13 protein-coding genes and 1 pseudogene are annotated in these 15,383 nt (G+C 72.4%); 3 read left to right on the top strand and 11 right to left on the bottom strand.

The features are described from left to right. The 4 genes from B8460_RS03200 to bioB all read right to left on the bottom strand — a co-directional run. On the bottom strand, positions 1–695 hold a 695-nt coding region (locus B8460_RS03200), incomplete at its 3' end, for a cellulose binding domain-containing protein (protein WP_048860126.1). A 251-nt stretch (positions 696–946) separates the two neighbouring features. After that, entirely contained in the window at positions 947–1,438 is a 492-nt protein-coding gene (locus tag B8460_RS03195) for a tautomerase family protein (protein WP_048860125.1), read from the bottom strand. Between the two features lie 57 nt (positions 1,439–1,495). Continuing rightward, positions 1,496–2,215 (bottom strand): class I SAM-dependent methyltransferase, encoded by a 720-nt coding sequence (locus B8460_RS03190; RefSeq protein ID WP_048860124.1) that lies wholly within the window; start codon positions 2,213–2,215, stop codon positions 1,496–1,498. An 88-nt stretch (positions 2,216–2,303) separates the two neighbouring features. Then, positions 2,304–3,299, bottom strand: a complete 996-nt coding sequence (gene bioB, locus B8460_RS03185; protein ID WP_048860123.1) for a biotin synthase BioB — start codon at positions 3,297–3,299, stop codon at positions 2,304–2,306. Between the two features lie 159 nt (positions 3,300–3,458). Between bioB and B8460_RS03180 the strand changes: the two genes are divergently transcribed. Further along, a complete protein-coding gene (locus tag B8460_RS03180) occupies positions 3,459–3,674 on the top strand; it encodes a hypothetical protein (RefSeq protein WP_048860122.1) in 216 nt (71 codons plus the stop codon). A gap of 21 nt (positions 3,675–3,695) precedes the next feature. On the opposite strand, the gene B8460_RS03175 is transcribed toward B8460_RS03180, so the two are convergent. Further along, positions 3,696–4,835: a DegT/DnrJ/EryC1/StrS family aminotransferase gene (locus B8460_RS03175; RefSeq protein WP_048860121.1), complete on the bottom strand. Its 1,140-nt coding sequence runs from the start codon at positions 4,833–4,835 to the stop codon at positions 3,696–3,698. Between the two features lie 40 nt (positions 4,836–4,875). Then, on the bottom strand, positions 4,876–6,825 hold the full coding sequence (locus tag B8460_RS03170) for a polysaccharide biosynthesis protein (protein ID WP_048860120.1): 1,950 nt from the start codon (positions 6,823–6,825) through the stop codon (positions 4,876–4,878). Between the two features lie 173 nt (positions 6,826–6,998). Between B8460_RS03170 and B8460_RS03165 the strand changes: the two genes are divergently transcribed. Further along, positions 6,999–8,069, top strand: a complete 1,071-nt coding sequence (locus B8460_RS03165) for a glycosyltransferase family 4 protein (RefSeq protein ID WP_048860119.1) — start codon at positions 6,999–7,001, stop codon at positions 8,067–8,069. On the opposite strand, the gene B8460_RS03160 is transcribed toward B8460_RS03165, so the two are convergent. From B8460_RS03160 to htpG, 5 genes and pseudogenes are all read right to left on the bottom strand, one after another. Next, the gene (locus B8460_RS03160) at positions 8,021–9,382 is read right to left on the bottom strand and encodes an MFS transporter (RefSeq protein ID WP_373855633.1); all 1,362 of its coding nucleotides are present in this window, start codon (positions 9,380–9,382) and stop codon (positions 8,021–8,023) included. The two genes, B8460_RS03165 and B8460_RS03160, sit on opposite strands and share 49 nt — an antisense overlap. 119 nt (positions 9,383–9,501) lie before the next feature. After that, the gene (locus B8460_RS03155; RefSeq protein WP_084623198.1) at positions 9,502–9,900 is read right to left on the bottom strand and encodes a MarR family transcriptional regulator; all 399 of its coding nucleotides are present in this window, start codon (positions 9,898–9,900) and stop codon (positions 9,502–9,504) included. A gap of 195 nt (positions 9,901–10,095) precedes the next feature. Then, the gene (locus B8460_RS03150; RefSeq protein WP_241771090.1) at positions 10,096–11,076 is read right to left on the bottom strand and encodes a leucyl aminopeptidase family protein; all 981 of its coding nucleotides are present in this window, start codon (positions 11,074–11,076) and stop codon (positions 10,096–10,098) included. A 69-nt stretch (positions 11,077–11,145) separates the two neighbouring features. After that, positions 11,146–11,589, bottom strand: a pseudogene (locus B8460_RS23835) (hypothetical protein); the annotation flags it as partial. Between the two features lie 128 nt (positions 11,590–11,717). After that, complete coding sequence (gene htpG, locus B8460_RS03145; RefSeq protein WP_048860117.1) at positions 11,718–13,598, bottom strand: molecular chaperone HtpG; 1,881 nt, start codon at positions 13,596–13,598, stop codon at positions 11,718–11,720. 125 nt (positions 13,599–13,723) lie between these two features. On the opposite strand from htpG, the gene B8460_RS03140 reads away from it, so the two are divergent. Beyond that, positions 13,724–15,383, top strand: a 1,660-nt coding sequence (locus B8460_RS03140; protein ID WP_048860127.1) for a helicase-related protein, incomplete at its 3' end; no start/stop codon positions are given.

Here is a 15,383-nt window from a genome sequence, read left to right as displayed (position 1 = left end):
GTCGCCGTGCCCGTGCCGGTGCCGGTGCCGGTCGCGATCGTGGCGCCGGACGGATTGGACAAAGCGAGGGTGAACGTCTCCGTGCCCGCCGCGCCCGGCTGCGTCGGCACGCTGACCTGCTGCGTCGTCGTGCCGGGCGCGAAGGTGAGCGTCCCGCTCTCCGCCGTGTAGTCCGTCCCGGCATGGGCGGTGCCGTCCGCCGTCGCATACGCGACCGTCACCGGCTGCGTCGACGCCGCGGAGAGGCTGACCGTGAACACCGCGTCGTGGCTGCCCGACGCGGCTTCGTTCACCGACGGGTCGGACACGCCGAGCGTCGGCAGCGGCGGGGGCGGCGGCGGGGGGGCGCTGCCGGCGGTCGCCATGCCATCGACGGTGAAGCTCCCCGGCAGGACCGGGTTGCCGCCCGCCGCCTGGAAGCCGAACGAGACCGCCGCGCCGGGCGCGATCGTCGAATCCCACGACAGGCCGCCGATCACGTAATGCGTGCCGACATGGCTGAGGATCGTGGCGCCCCAGATGTTGCCGATGTTCTCCGCGAGATCGAAGCCGATCGTCCAGCCGGTCTGCGCGGCGGTGCCGGTGTTGGTGATCGACACGTTGCCGATGAAACCGCTGCCCCAGTCGTTGCTGTCGGTGAACACGACGCTGTCATAGGGGGATTGCGCGCGGGTGGCGCTGCCGGTGCCGGTCATGGGGGCGTCTCCGTTTTATGGGTCCGGTCCCGCGATGTGACAGGCGTCGGCGGGGATGCCGCCGCGACGACGCGGGCCGGACGGATGGTCCGGATCGGGAGGAACGCGGCGGTCGCGCCGCGCCGGAATGAAGGGGCGCGCGCCGTGGCGCGCGAGCCGGCAGGAGGAGGCGATCAGGGCCTCGTGGTTGATGAACCACGACCATATGGCCCGGGCGGTTGCGCCAGCATGGCGGCCGGATCAACTTTTCGTCAGTTGGCGGTCCCCGGGCCGGCGCCGTCGTCGCCCGCGTCGCCCGCGTCGCCCGCGCCAAGGGCGCGCAGATGCGCCTGATCCTCCGGCGGCAGGGCGGCGAACCACGCCGCCTCGTCCCCCGGCTCGGGCAGGGTATGCCCGTATTCCGCCATCGCGCGCGGCGGCAACTCGGTGACATAGACCCAGACGGATCGCGGGGGCAGCGACGCGCCCTCGGCCAGCGCCGCGACGAGGCGGCGGATGAGCCGCATCCGGTCGCCGGCGCTGCGGCCCGCCCGGATATGGCCGTGCAGGAACAGATGCGGCCCGACCAGCGGCGTGCCGCCGAGGAACCAGGCCCCGTCCGCCACCTCGGTGAAGATGACCTGCGCGAAATAGGCCGAAGCGCCGGTCACCTGGCGATGGATGCGCGTGACGGCGGCGGCGATGCGGGCACGCCGCGCGGCGTCGAGCAGCCCCGCGGGGGCGCGGCATTCATAGGTCGGCACGTGATCCCTCCCGCCAGCGGCCTGCCCCGCCTTGCCCCCGGCGCCGGCGCGGACGCGTCAGCGGGCGCGGCGCAACAGCATGTTGGCGAAGGTGTAGCGCAGATCCTGCGCGGGCCACTCGATCACCCGCTCGCCACAGGTGAAATCGTGGTCCTGTTCCAGTCGCAGCCCGACGGCGGCGGCGGCGGCGATCATGGCGTCGAGGTCGCCGCGCGTGAACAGGCGCACCGGAACGCCATAGGCGACGCGCCCGTCGGTCGGGACGGGGTCGTGCCAGTAATCCATGCTGACGAACAGCGTCCCGCCGGGCACCAGCAACCGCGACGCCTCGGCCAGGAAGGCGGGCGGGTCGACACCATGCTCGATCACCGACAGGCAGGCGATGAAGGCGAAGGATGCATCGGCGAAGCCGGTCGCGGTCACGTCGCCGTGGCGGTAGGTGATGGCACCCGCCGTCTCCGCGGCGCCGAAGGTCAGGTTGATCCCCTCCAGCCGCGTATAGCCGGCGGCCCTGAGCGACGGCAGGAAGGCCGAATAGCGCTCGGCCCCCGCATCGAGCACCGCCTCCTCCGGCCCGACGCTGGTGACGGCGTGGAACAGCGCAAGGTAGGTGTCCCAGTTCTTGCGGCGGTCGGGATGGCCGGGCAGGCCGGCGGCGGCGAGCAGCGCATCGGCCGTCGCCATCGCGGCGCGGTCGCGCAACGCGCGGTTGGTCTGTCCGAAGGCGAAGCGGGCCGCCCCCGGCGTGTCGGCCCAGCGCGCGGCGAGCGGGTTCATCCGCGTAGGTCCAGGCGTTTTGCCATGCCGCGCTTCCCTGCCGTGGCCGCGCGGCGGCCCGACGATTCGGCCGCCGCCGGTGGGCAGACTACTCGGCGGCGACTGAAGAAAGCGTTGACGCGCCGCTGCCCATCGGCCGCATGCCGAGATCGGCCAGCAGCGCCGCATCCTCGTCCTGCCCCGGCAGCGGCGTCGTCAGCAGGCGACCGCCGACGAAGATCGAGTTGGCACCCGCGAGGAAGCAGAGCGCCTGCAGCTCGCGCGACATGGTGTTGCGCCCGGCCGACAGGCGCACGACCGAGCGCGGGCAGACCAGGCGCGCGACCGCGACGGTGCGGACGAACTCCAGCCCATCCAGCTTCGGGCTGTCCCCCAGCGGCGTGCCGGCGATCGGCACCAGCGCGTTGACCGGCAGGCTTTCGGGATGGACCGGCAGGGTGGCGAGGGCGTGCAGCAGGCCGGCCCGCGCCTCCCGCGTCTCACCCATGCCGACGATGCCGCCGCAGCAGACGGCCATCCCGGCGGCGCGGACATGCGCCAGCGTCTCCAGCCGTTCCTCATAGGTGCGGGTGGAGACGATGCGGCCGTAATCCTCGGGCGCGGTGTCGAGGTTGTGATTGTAGTAGTCGAGACCGGCGTCGCGCAGCGCCCCGGCCTGCGCCGGCGTCAGCATGCCGAGCGTGGCACAGGTCTCGAGCCCGAGCGCCTTGACCCCGGCGATCATGGCGGCGACGCGCGGCAGGTCGCGGTCCTTCAGCTCGCGCCACGCGGCGCCCATGCAGAAACGCTGCGCGCCGGCGTCGCGCGCCGCGCGGGCCTGCGCGACCACCGCCTCGGCCGACATCAGCGGGGTCGCCGGCAGGCCGGTCGCATGGTGCGCCGACTGGCTGCAATAGCCGCAATCCTCGGCGCAGCCGCCGGTCTTGACCGACAGGAGCTGCGACAGCTGCACCTCGGTCGGGTCGAAATGCGCGCGATGCACCGAAGCCGCCCGGAACACGAGTTCCGTGAACGGCAGGTCGAACAGCGCCGCCACCTCGGCGCGTGTCCAATCGTGACGCGGGGCGGTGTGGTCATGGGGCATCGGCGCGATCCTTTTCCGGTCACCGAGCGTTAGCAGGCGACGATAGCCGGCGCCAAGCCGGCACGAGCCTTGCTAACGTCGTTTGCTCGCGGGCTGGCCGTAAGACGGTCCCGCGCTTCGGGGGGTGCGTCGCAGCAACACGAAAGGGCCTGACCCGCCATGATCCAGCTGATCCTCGTCTTCTGCCTCTCCGCCGGCGGCGCGAGCTGCAAGGAGGTCCATCCGATGATGGACGGGCTCGACACGCCGGATGCCTGCATGCGCAGCGCCGAGATCGTCGCCATCGACGAGCTGCACACCCGTCTCGACCTGCAGGGCTATCAGCTTGCCTCCTGGCGCTGCATCATCGGCGGCCACGACGAACGCGCGCTGTAGCGCGCGGCGCCCGCCCCGAAGCTACGCGACCGCCCGGCGCAACGCGGCGCAGACGGCGGCGACCGCGTCGTCGTGCAGGTCCGGATGGATCGGCAGCGCGAGGATGCGCGTCGCCAGGTCCTCGGCCACCGGCAGGACGGTCGCATCATGGTGGTCGCGATACGCGGGCTGCTGGTGCAGCGCCCGCGGATAATAGATCGCGGTCGGGACGCCGTCCGCGCGCAGCGCCGCCTGCACCCGCTCGCGCGTCGCGCCGTCACGCAGCAGGATCGCATAGATGGCCCAGGCGCTGGTGCTGTCGGGCACGCGCGCCGGGACCGTGACGACGTCGCGCAGCGCCGCGTCATAGGCGGCGGCGATGCGGGCACGGGCCGCCAATTCGTCCTCGAATACCGCGAGCTTCGCCAGCAGCACCGCCGCCTGCAGCGTGTCGAGCCGTCCGTTCATGCCGGTGCGCAGCACCTCGTAGCGCGTCGTCCCCTCGCCATGGGTGCGCAGGCTGCGACAGAGCGCCGCGCGGTCGGAATCCTCGGTGAACATCGCGCCGCCGTCGCCGTAGCCGCCGAGCGGCTTTGACGGGAAAAAGCTGGTGGTCGTCACGTCGGCGTGCCGGCCGAGGCGCGCGCCGTGCAGCGACGCGCCGAAGCTCTGCGCACAGTCGTCGATGGTCACGAGTCCGTGGCGCGACGCGATCGCGGCGATCGCCGGCCAGTCGGCGGGCTGGCCGAACAGGTCGACGCCGATGATGGCGCGCGGGCGCAGCCGCCCGGCGCGCGCCACCGCGTCGATGCGCGCCGCCAGATGCGCCGGATCGATCTGGAACGTCGCCGGATCGACGTCGACGAACACCGGCGTCGCGCCGAGCACCAGCGGCACCTCCGCCGTCGCGGTGTAGGTGAAGGCCGGCAGGAACACGGCGTCGCCGCGGCCGATCCCCTCGGCCATCATCGCGATCTGCAGCGCGTCGGTGCCGGACGAGACGGCAACGCAATGGGCCGCGCCGCAGAACGCGGCAAGCGACGCCTCCAGCTCGGCCACCTCCGGCCCGAGCACGAACTGGCAATGCGCCAGCACCCTCTCCAGCCGGGCGCGCAGATCGGCCTCGATGCGGCGCTGCTGCGCCTTGAGGTCAAGGAAAGTCACGGTCGGGCGATCGGTCATCGCAACGCTTTCACTGGCAAGGAAATGCCCGGTCGGACGCTCATCCGTGGGCACGGGTATCGGCGTGGTCGAACTCGGGGATCAGCCGCGCCAGCAGCGCCAGCGCCGGGGGCACGGCGCCGGTGCGGCACAGCGCCGCCATCTCGTCCAGCGCGCGGCCGATCAGCGCCGGATCGGCGGTGCGGGGTGTCGCCATCAGCAGGCCGGGATAGGGCGTGGGCGCCGGCGGCTCGTGGCCGTGGAACAGCTCCTCGAACAGCTTCTCGCCAGGGCGCAGTCCGGTGAAGCGTATCTCCACGTCCTGCTCCGGCCGCAGCCCGGCGAGGCGGATCATCTGCCGCGCGAGATCGACGATCTTCACCGGCGCGCCCATGTCGAGGACGAAGATGCCGCCCTGCCGGGCCGAGGGCAGCGTGGCGCCCGGCGCGGTGCCGACCACGCTCGCCTGCAGCACCAGCCCCACCGCCTCGCGCACCGTCATGAAATAGCGCTGCATGTCGGGATGCGTGACCGTGAGCGGTCCGCCGCGTTCGAGCTGGCGCTGGAACAGCGGCACGACGGAGCCGGTGCTGCCGAGCACGTTGCCGAAGCGGACGGTGATGCAGCGCATCGCCCCCTCGCCCGGGCGTTCGAGGGCCGCGATGTCGAGGCCCTGACAGTACATCTCCGCCAGCCGCTTCGACGCGCCCATCACGCTGGTCGGGTTTACAGCCTTGTCGGTGGAGATCAGCACCATCGCCGCCGCCCCCGCCGCGCGTGCCGCATCGGCGACGTGGCGGGTGCCGACGGCGTTGGTCAGCAGCCCCTCCAGCGGGTTCGCCTCCACCATCGGCACGTGCTTCAGCGCGGCGGCGTGGAACACCAGCGCAGGGCGCACGGCGTCGAACAGCGCGCGCACCCGCGCCTCGTCGCGTATGTCGGCGATCACGGCGCGGCGCGGCACGTGCGGATGCGTCTCCGCCAGTTCCGTGTCGATCTGCCACAGCGCGTATTCGCCGTTGTCGAGCAGCACCAGCGTCTCCGGCCCGAAGGCCGCGACCTGACGCGCGAGTTCCGAGCCGATCGTCCCGCCGGCGCCGGTCACGATCACCCGCCGTCCCTGGATCAGCCGGGCCATGCCCTCGCGGTCGAGCGCGACCTGACGGCGGTTCAGCAGATCCTCGATCGCGACGGGCTGCAACTGCAGCGCCGGGCCGCGGGTCGCGACGGCGGGCGAGAGGGCGGTCGGGCGGGCGGCGCGGCGCACGGCGATGCCGAACCGCTCCGCCGTGTTGATCAGGTCGCCCAGGCGGCGCGGGTCGAGGGGCGAGGCCACCACCAGCATCGCCGGCAGACGGCCCTCGGCCGCCATGCGGTCGAGCACGCCGGCCGCCTCGTCCACCCCGCCCAGGATCGGCAGGCCCTGGATGCGCCGCCCGGCCTGCCGGGCGCTGGCCGACAGCAGGCCCGCGATGCGCATCGGCTGCATCCGGTCCTGCGCGAGCGCGCGGAGGAACAAGTCCGCATCCTCGGCCGCGCCGACCACGACCGCGGCGGGCGCGTCCTCGGCCGGGCGCCCCGCGGGGCGCAGCCGCAGCCGTCGATAGGCGACGCGCGGCGCGCCGAGCAGGACCAGCAGCACGAGGGCGTGGATGACCGAGAAGCCCGGGCTCGGCACCGCCGGCCCGATCAGGCGGGCGACGATGATGAAGAACACGGCGCCGAGCACGCTGGCATTGGCCACCGCCATCAGGTCCGCGAGGCCGGCGAAGCGCCAGTACTGGAACGACAGGCGGAACGGCAGCCCGGCGAGCAGCAGGGAGACGGCGCCGACGACGTACTGATGCAGCGGCAGCAGCACCTGCGCGTGCGGATCGGCGACCCAGCGGGCGGCCGGCACGGCGGCGGCGGCGAGACTGCCGTCGATCAGCACGTTGAGGACGATGCGCAGGGCCCGGTGGCCTGGCTGGCGGCCGATCGGCGGCGACCCTGGCTTGGACGGCGGCGCCATGGCTGCGGTATGCGGTCAAACCCGGCCGTGCCGCAAGGCGCGCGCCGGCCGCAACGCGCAGTGCAGGCATCGGAACCCGTCGTGACCGCCCCGCCCTATCGCCCTCCCGCCGCCTGCCCCGCCGCCTGTCCCGTCGCCTGTCCCGATGGTAGTCCCCATGGGGCCCGCGCCTGATGCAGGCGCAGGCCCTCGCCCGCCATCTCTTGTTCGCCGCCGCGCTGGCCGTCTTCTCGGCGGTGATCGTGCGGGCGATGATCGCCGTCCGGGTCATGGACATGCCCGACACCGGCCCGGGCGCGCGCAAGGCGCATGCCCGCCCGACGCCCAAGGGCGGCGGCGTCGGCATCGTCGCCGCGTTCCTGACCGGCGTTCTTGGTTTATACCAGTATGCCGAATTCGCCCGGCTGGCCGACCCATATTTCCGGGGCGTGATCGTGGCGGCGGCGGCGATCGCCCTGGTGGCGTTCCTCGACGACCTGCGGGACTGGCCGTTCACGGTGAAGCTGGCGGCACAGGTGCTGGCGGCGCTGGCGGCCGTCGCGAGCGGGCTGCTGGTGCGCCTGTTCACCGTCCCCGGCCTGGGCGCCATCGATGTCGGCCCGGTCGCGGGCGCGGCGCTCACGCTCGGTTGGATCCTGTTCGCGACCAACGCGATGAACTTCATCGACGGGCTGAACGGGCTGGCGGCGGGGGTGGCGCTGGTGGCCGGCTGCTTCCTCGCCGGGATCGCGGCGGATGCCGGGGGGTGGTTCGTCTATTTCGCGTCCCTGCTGCTGATCGCGGGCCTGGCCGGGTTCCTGCCGTTCAACTTCCCCCGGGCGCGCATCTTCATGGGCGATGTCGGCAGCCAGTTCTGCGGCTTCGTCCTTGCCGTACTCGGCGTGGCGGCGGCGCGGTTCGACGGGATGGCGCTGTCGTTCCTGATCGTGCCGCTGCTGCTGCACGCGGTATTGTTCGACGTGGCGTTCACCCTGCTCCGCCGCGCCCGCGCGGGGGCGCGGCTGACGGCGCCGCATCGCGGGCATCTGTATCAGCTCGCGCAACGCAGCGGGATGCCGGCGCCGGCGATCGCGGTCCTGCATTGGGGCTTCGCCGCCTATGGCGGGATGCTCTGCCTCGCGCTGCTGGGGGCGCCGGCGTCGCTGCGCGGGATCGTGCCGCTCGCCTGCGTGCCGCCGCAGGCCATCTGGGCCGTCTACGTGCTGCGGCGGGCCGGACGGGCGGGCGTGCGCGATCCCGGCTGAGCCGACGGCACCGTCGCGAGCAGGGCGGTCCCGGCGACGAGAAAGACCAGCACGACGCCCATGCCGGCGCGCTGGCTGCCGGTCAGCGCCGTCACGGTGGCCAGGGCGGCGGGACCGGCGAACCCGGTCACCCGGCCCGACAGCGCATAGAGGCCGAACAGCGCGTTGCGCCGGCGGGGGGGCGCGAACTGCGCCATCAGGCAGCGGCTCGCCGATTGCGCGGGGCCGATGAACAGGCCGAGCGGCAGGGCGAGCACCCAGAACAGCGTCACCGAGCGGACCACAAGCAAGGCACCCCCCAGGACGATGAGGCAGAACAGCGAGACCATGATCACGCTCTTGGCGCCGATCCGGTCCTCCACCAGCGCGAAGCCGAGCGCGCCCAGCCCGGCGGTGATGTTGAGGCCGATGCCGAGCAGCATGACGTCGCGCGTGCCCATGCCGAACGTGCCGGCGGCATAGATCGCGCCGAAGGCGAACAGCACCGTCAGCCCGTCCGAATAAAGCATGCGCGCGAGCAGAAAGAGTCGCAGCGGCGGATGACGGAGCACGCCGCGCACCGTCGCGCCGAGCGAGACCATGCCGCCGCGCACGGCGTCGCGCACGCCGCGCCGGTGTGCCGGTCGATGCCAGGCAAGGATCGGCAGCGGCAGGCCGAACACCAGCAGCCAGCCGGCGGCGAAGGGCATGGCGGCGCGCACCGGCTCGGCCTGGGCGCGGCCGAGGCCGAAGGGCGGCACCGCCGGCTGGATCAGGAGGAACAGGCACAGCACGAGGGCGGTCAGCCCGCCGACATAGCCCGCGCCCCAGGCGAGGCCGGAGACGCGGCCCATCCGGCCGGGGGGCGCCACCTCCAGCAGCATCGCGTTGTAGAAGGACAGCCCGACCTCGTAGGCGACGGTCGCGGCGGCCACCAGCACGAGGGCGGTCGACGCCCATGCCGCATCCGGGCGGATGAACCACAGCGCGCCCGTGCAACCGGCAAGGATCAGCGTGCACAGCAGCAGCATCTGCGCCCGCAGCCCGCCGCGATCGGCGACGGCCCCGAGCGGGGCGGCGAGCAGGGCGATGACGATGCCCGCGACCGACTGCGCGAAGGCCCAGTCGGCGGTACCGGCGGCGACGTCATGCGCTACCGCGCGCACGAAGTAGGTGGCGAACACGAACGTCGTGACGAGGGTGTTGAAGGGCGAATAGGCCCAGTCGTACACCACCCACGCGATCAGGCGCGCACGCCTGCGCCCCGATGCCGGGGCAACGGCATCGGGGTGCGCGTGCAGACGCGGAGGCAAGGCCGCTGGCGCGACCGTCACGTCCGGCGGAATCACCGAGGGCGTGGCGCGACCGGAAGACGCACCGCGCGACCGGGACGCGGGCTGCGACCGGTCACGACGCCCGTCGACCGGTCACGGTTGGTTCGGATACCTCCCGATCAGGCACTGGCGCGGCGGCTCGGCGCGTCATGCACGTGCGTATTGCCGCCCTTGCGCGCGGCGGCGGCGGCCTCGGTCATGATGCCGCGCAGGTCGCGCAGGAACGCCGCGCCCTTCAACGTACGCTGCACGAGCACGCTGCGCCGGTCCATCGGATCGACCTTCCGCCGCGCGAGATCGAGTTCGCCGAGCCGGTCGAGCGCGCGCGTGATCGCCGGCTTCGACACATTCAGCTCCGCCGCGAGACCGCGCACCGTGTGGGCGCCGTCCTGCAGATAGCACGTGAGGAACACGCCGAGCTGGCGCGCCGACAGGTCCGGACCGTCGCGACGTACCATCGACACGATCGTGTCCCGCAACGTGCCCACAAGCTGATCGGCATTCGGGGTCATGGCCATTGTCTCAACCTTTCTGTCCCAACAGGCGCCGCTCGCGGCGCCCCGCGTCCGCCGCACCGCGCGGTCGGACACAACCTTTAGTCACCCAGGCGAAGCCTATTGCCTGATCGTCCGCGGCCGCCGTCCGCTTCGTCGTGCCATCGCCCGCCCCAATCCTCGGCGGACCTGCCCGATCATGTTTCCGCCCGCTCGCGATCACGTTACTGCCGCGTTACGCTCCGCAAGCGGAGCATTCGCGCATTCGGCGATCAACTGCAAGGCCGCCCGCATCGCCTGTGCTTCGCCACCTTCGGGTCGCCCGGGCCGCGCACCGTCGTTCCACGCGTAAACATCGATATGGGCCCACGGCACCGCGGCGTCCACGAAGCGCTGCAAAAACAGCGCCGCGACGATCGCGCCGGCCATCGGCTTCGACGCCACGCTGTTGAGGTCTGCAACGCCGCTGTCGAGCCAGGAGGCATAACCGGGCCACAGCGGCAGACGCCACACCGGATCGTGAACGGCGTTGGCCGCCGCGATGAAGCGCGACGCGAGCGTATCGTCGTTGCAGAACAGCGCCGGCAGGTCGGGACCGAGCGCCACGCGCGCCGCGCCGGTGAGGGTCGCGTAGTCGATCAGCATCGCGGGGGCCGCCGCCGATGCCTCGGCCAGCAGGTCGCACAGCAGCAGCCGCCCCTCGGCGTCGGTGTTGCCGACCTCGATCGACAGGCCGTGCCGGCTGCGCAGCACGTCGGAAGGCCGCATTGCCGCGCCGGATATGCTGTTTTCGGCGCAGCCGACCCAGACGGCGAGCCGGACGGGGAGATCGAGCTCCATCACCAGACGCATCACGCCGAGCACCTGCGCCGCCCCGCCCATGTCCTTTTTCATACGCAACATGGCGGCCGACGGTTTCAGATCGTATCCGCCGGTATCGAACACGACGCCCTTGCCGCACAGCGCGATCAACGGCGAGTCGTCGCGCGCGGTGCTGCCGCGCCAGTCGATGCGCACGACGACGGGCGCGCGCGTCGAGCCCGCGCCCACCGCCGCCAGCACCGGATAGCGCTCAACGAGCGCGTCGCCCGCGATGCGCTGCACCGACGCGCCTCCGCTCAACGCGACGCGCGACGCCGCATCGGCCAGCTCGGACGGACCGAGCAGGTTCGCGGGCGTGTTGATCAGGTCGCGCACCATCCATGTTGCCGCCGCCTCTGCAATCGCGCGGTTTGTCTCGACAGGCTTACGCAGTAGCGCGGGCGCGCGGCGGGGGGCTTTAAAATCGGCGTAATGATACGCCCCGAGACAATAACCGAGCGTCGCCGTCTGTGGATCATAGTCGCCCGGCTCGAGATGCCAGGCGGTCGACGGCGGCAGCCGCGTCGCGAGGCCGCCGAACGCAAACGGCGTCGGATCGGCACCAAGGCCGAGCAGCGCGCCGGCGACGCCCGAGTCGCCGGGCAGCAGCAGCAGCGTCTGCGCCTCCGCCGTGAAGCCCGCCTGTTCGGCAAAGGCCCGCGCCGGGCCCGGCAGCGCGTCGAGCCGCGCGGCGAGTCCGTCCGGCCGCACCGGCCATATCGGCAGCGTCGGCTCCGGCGCGGTGGTTTCAAGAAGGCAAGGCAGGTCGGTCGTCACGTGGTCACCTCCGCACGCCCGCACCCCCGCGCCAGCGAGGTGCGCGCGGGCGGCGGCCACGCGCACGGCGCCCATCCGTTTCGCCGCCGAGCAACAACCCCCGGTAGCAAAAACGCCGCGCCATCGCAACAAAAGATGGCACGGGCCCCGGCTATACCGGTGGCCCGTTCCTGACTATTGGCCCGGCCGTGGCCACGGCAACCCTAGTCGAGGCGATCGGCGAGCATCGCGGTCACCCGCTTCGCGAACCCCGTCGGGTCGGACGGCAGCTCGCCGTCCTGGATGCAGGCGAGGTCGAACAGCGTCTCGCTCGCGGCGGCGATCACCGACTTGTCGCGCTTGAGCAGCCCCTGCAGCAGACGGTGGCCGGGATTGATCTCCAGCACCGGCGCCCCGCCCGGAAAGCCGCGCCCGGACCGGCGCAGCAACCGCTGCATCTGCAGGTCGGGGCCGTGCGCCGCGGCGGCGAGCACGACGGCGCTGTCCGTCAGGCGGCCGGTTGCGCGCACGTCGGAGACACGATCGCCGAGCGCCTCCTTCATCGCGGCGGTCAGCACGGACACGTCCTCCGCCGTCGCCGCGCCGCCAAGCTCCGCCGCCGCCTGCGTGACGCTGCGCAGCTTGCGGCCCTCGAAACTATCGAGGCGCTCCGGCCAGAAGCTGTCGATCGGGTCATCGAGCAGCAGGACCTCGATGCCCTTCGCGCGCATGCCCTCAAGCTGCGGCGAGGCGGCGAGCGCGGCGGCGTCGTCGCCGACGAGATACCAGATCGTATCCTGCCCCTCGTGCATGCGCGCGACGTACTCGGCGAGCGAGACCCATTCCGGCGTCCTCTTGGCCGACTCCCCCTCGGCCGGCGCCCCCTCCTCGGCCGGCGCGCGCAAGCTGCGGAAACGCAGCAGCGGCGCGATCTCGGCGCGGTGCTCGGCGTCGTCCCACACGCCCTCCTTCAGCACGGAGCCGAAATTGGTCCAGAAGGCGGCGTAGTCGGCCGCGTCCTTGGCCCGCGTCTTCAGCTCCGACAGGACCCGCCCCGTCGCCGCGCGCCGCAGCCGCGCCAGCACCGGGGTCGCCTGCAGCATCTCGCGCGAGACGTTGAGCGGCAGATCCTCGGTGTCGATCACCCCCTGCACGAAGCGCAGCCAGGGCGGCAGCAGGTCCGCCTCGTCGGTGATGAACATGCGCCGGACGTGCAGGCGCACGCGGCTGCGCCGCTCGCCCTCCACCGGCTCGAACGGCTTGCTGCCGGGGACGAACAGCATCGCATAGAACTCGACCGTGCCCTCGGCGCGCCAGTGGATCGTCGCCCACGGCGTGTCGAACATGTGGCCGAGATGGCGGTAGAAGGCGTTCGCGTCCGCCTCGCTCACCTCCGCCTTCGGGCGGCGCCAGAGTGCCGTGCCCTCGTTGGCGGCGATGTCGCGGCCGTCACGCGCGATGGTGATCGGGACGGTGATGTGGTCGGCCCATTTGCGCACCACCGCCTCGATCCGGTCAGGGTCGAGATACTCCTCGGCGTCGGGCTTGAGGTGCAGGACGATGTCGGTGCCCGGCGTCTCGCGCTCGGCGGGCGCGAGGGTGTAGCTGCCGGCGCCGTCCGACGCCCAGGTCCAGGCCTCGTCGCTGCCGGCGCGGCGCGACGTGACCTCCACCCGCTCGGCCACCATGAAGGCGGCGTAGAAGCCGACGCCGAACTGCCCGATCAGGCTCGGCCGCTCCTCCGGCTTCGCCTCGGCGAGCTTGTGGCCGAAGGCGCGGGTGCCGGAGCGGGCGATGGTGCCCAGGTTCTGCGCCAGCTCCTCGCGGCTCATGCCGATGCCGGAATCGGCGATCAGCAACTGCCGCCCCGGCTTGTCGGGCACGATGCGCACCGCCGGGGAATCGACGGCTCCTATCGACGGATCGGTCAGCGCCTCGAACCGGCGGCGGTCGGTCGCGTCGGCAGCGTTGGCCACCAGTTCGCGCAGGAAAATCTCGCGCTCCGAGTACAGCGCGTGGACCACGAGATCGAGCAGCCGCCCGACCTCGGCGCCGAACTCGTGGCGCTCCACCGTCGCCGTCCCCGCCTGTTCCTGCCCGTCCATTGCTGCGTCCTCCGTGCTGCCGGCTATTCCGGGCGGCGATATGTCGCTGTTTTGACACGGTTTCAATCCGGCGCGCGCCTGCCGCAACGCTTGCCAAGCCGGGGTGCAGGCCCGACATTGCGGATATGGCGGGACCATTTCCGACCCGTTGGGGCGGCGGCGACGGCCTCGGGTTTCCAGCACGGGTGCGCGCCGTCCTCGGCCCGACCAACACGGGCAAGACGCATCTGGCGATCGAGCGGCTGCTGGCCCACCGCTCCGGCATCATCGGCTTTCCGCTCCGCCTGCTCGCGCGCGAGAACTACGACAGGATGGTCGCGCGCAAGGGCGCGCGCCATGTCGCGCTCATCACCGGCGAGGAGAAGGTCATCCCGCCGGAGGCGCGCTGGTTCGCCTGCACGGTGGAGGCGATGCCGCTCGACCGGCCGGTCGAGTTCCTGGCGGTGGACGAAATCCAGCTCTGCGCCGATCCCGACCGCGGCCATGTCTTCACCGACCGGCTGCTGCATGCGCGCGGGCTGGTGGAGACGATGTTCCTCGGCGCCGAGACGATCCGCCGGCTGCTGCAGCGGCTGGTGCCGCAGGCGGAGATCGAGACGCGCCCCCGGCTGTCGCAGATCACCCATGCCGGCGCCGCCAAGCTGATCCGCCTGCCGCCGCGCAGCGCGGTCGTCGCGTTTTCCGCGGGCGAGGTCTACGCGATCGCGGAACTGCTGCGCCGCCGCCGGGGCGGCTGCGCGGTGGTGATGGGCCGGCTGTCGCCGCGCACCCGCAACGCCCAGGTCGCGCTGTATCAGGACAAGGAAGTGGACTTCCTGGTCGCCACCGACGCGATCGGCATGGGGCTGAACATGGACGTGAACCATGTCGCCTTTGCCAGCCTGACCAAGTTCGACGGCCACCGCCCGCGCCGCCTGACCGCGGCCGAGCTGGCACAGATCGCCGGACGCGCCGGGCGGGGAATGCGCGACGGCACGTTCGGCACCACCGGCACCAGCCCGCCGATCCCCGAGGAGATCGTGGACGCGGTGGAGGCGCACCGCTTCGACCCGATCGAGCAGCTGTGCTGGCGCAACGACACGCTCGACTTCTCCTCCATCGACAACCTGCTGACCTCCCTCGCCGCGCCGCCGCCGCTGCCGGGCCTGGTGCGGGGCAACGACGCATCGGACATGGACACGCTGTCGGTCCTGGCGCGCGACCCGGCGATCCGCGCGGCGAGCGTGGGGGGCGGCCGTCTGCGGCTGCTGTGGGATGCCTGCCAGATCCCGGATTTCCGCAAGCTCGCCGACGACAGCCATGCCCGGCTCTGCGCCCGTGTTTTCACCCATGTCGTGCAGGACGGGGCGCTGCCGGCGGCGTGGCTGACCAGCGCCTTCGACGCGCTGGGTCGGACCGAGGGCGACATCGACACGCTGATGCAGCGCCTCGCGGGCGTGCGCGTGTGGTCCTATATCGCCGCCCGCACCGACTGGCTGCGCGACGCGGCACACTGGCAGGAGCGGGCGCGGGCGATCGAGGACGCGATCTCCGACGCGCTGCACGAGCGGCTGACCGCACGCTTCGTCGACCGGCGGTCGGCGCATCTGATGCGCCGGCTGGAGGCGACGGAGAGCGAGGCGCTGTTGTCCGCCGTCACGGCGACCGGAGCGGTGATCGTCGAGGGGCATCCGGTCGGGCAGGTGGACGGGTTCCGCTTCACCCCCGACCCGCTGGCCGAGGGCGAGGCGCGCAAGCTCGTGCTGCGCGCCGCGCGCCGGGCGCTGCGTCAGGAGATGCCGCGCC

Origin of the sequence: Acidisphaera rubrifaciens HS-AP3 (genome assembly GCF_000964365.1) — a bacterium.
In the GTDB taxonomy this organism is placed as follows: domain Bacteria; phylum Pseudomonadota; class Alphaproteobacteria; order Acetobacterales; family Acetobacteraceae; genus Acidisphaera; species Acidisphaera rubrifaciens.
This window is presented reverse-complemented; position numbering and strand designations above follow the sequence as displayed.

Excerpts from the sequence above, each read along its gene's own strand:
- B8460_RS03180 (WP_048860122.1), top strand. The coding sequence starts at position 3,459 with ATGATCCAGCTGATCCTCGTCTTCTGCCTCTCCGCCGGCGGCGCGAGC.
- B8460_RS03190 (WP_048860124.1), bottom strand. The coding sequence starts at position 2,215 with ATGAACCCGCTCGCCGCGCGCTGGGCCGACACGCCGGGGGCGGCCCGC.
- B8460_RS03155 (WP_084623198.1), bottom strand. The coding sequence starts at position 9,900 with ATGGCCATGACCCCGAATGCCGATCAGCTTGTGGGCACGTTGCGGGAC.
- B8460_RS03150 (WP_241771090.1), bottom strand. The coding sequence starts at position 11,076 with ATGGTGCGCGACCTGATCAACACGCCCGCGAACCTGCTCGGTCCGTCC.
- B8460_RS03175 (WP_048860121.1), bottom strand. The coding sequence starts at position 4,835 with ATGACCGATCGCCCGACCGTGACTTTCCTTGACCTCAAGGCGCAGCAG.
- B8460_RS03165 (WP_048860119.1), top strand. The coding sequence starts at position 6,999 with ATGCAGGCGCAGGCCCTCGCCCGCCATCTCTTGTTCGCCGCCGCGCTG.
- B8460_RS03170 (WP_048860120.1), bottom strand. The coding sequence starts at position 6,825 with ATGGCGCCGCCGTCCAAGCCAGGGTCGCCGCCGATCGGCCGCCAGCCA.
- htpG (WP_048860117.1), bottom strand. The coding sequence starts at position 13,598 with ATGGACGGGCAGGAACAGGCGGGGACGGCGACGGTGGAGCGCCACGAG.
- bioB (WP_048860123.1), bottom strand. The coding sequence starts at position 3,299 with ATGCCCCATGACCACACCGCCCCGCGTCACGATTGGACACGCGCCGAG.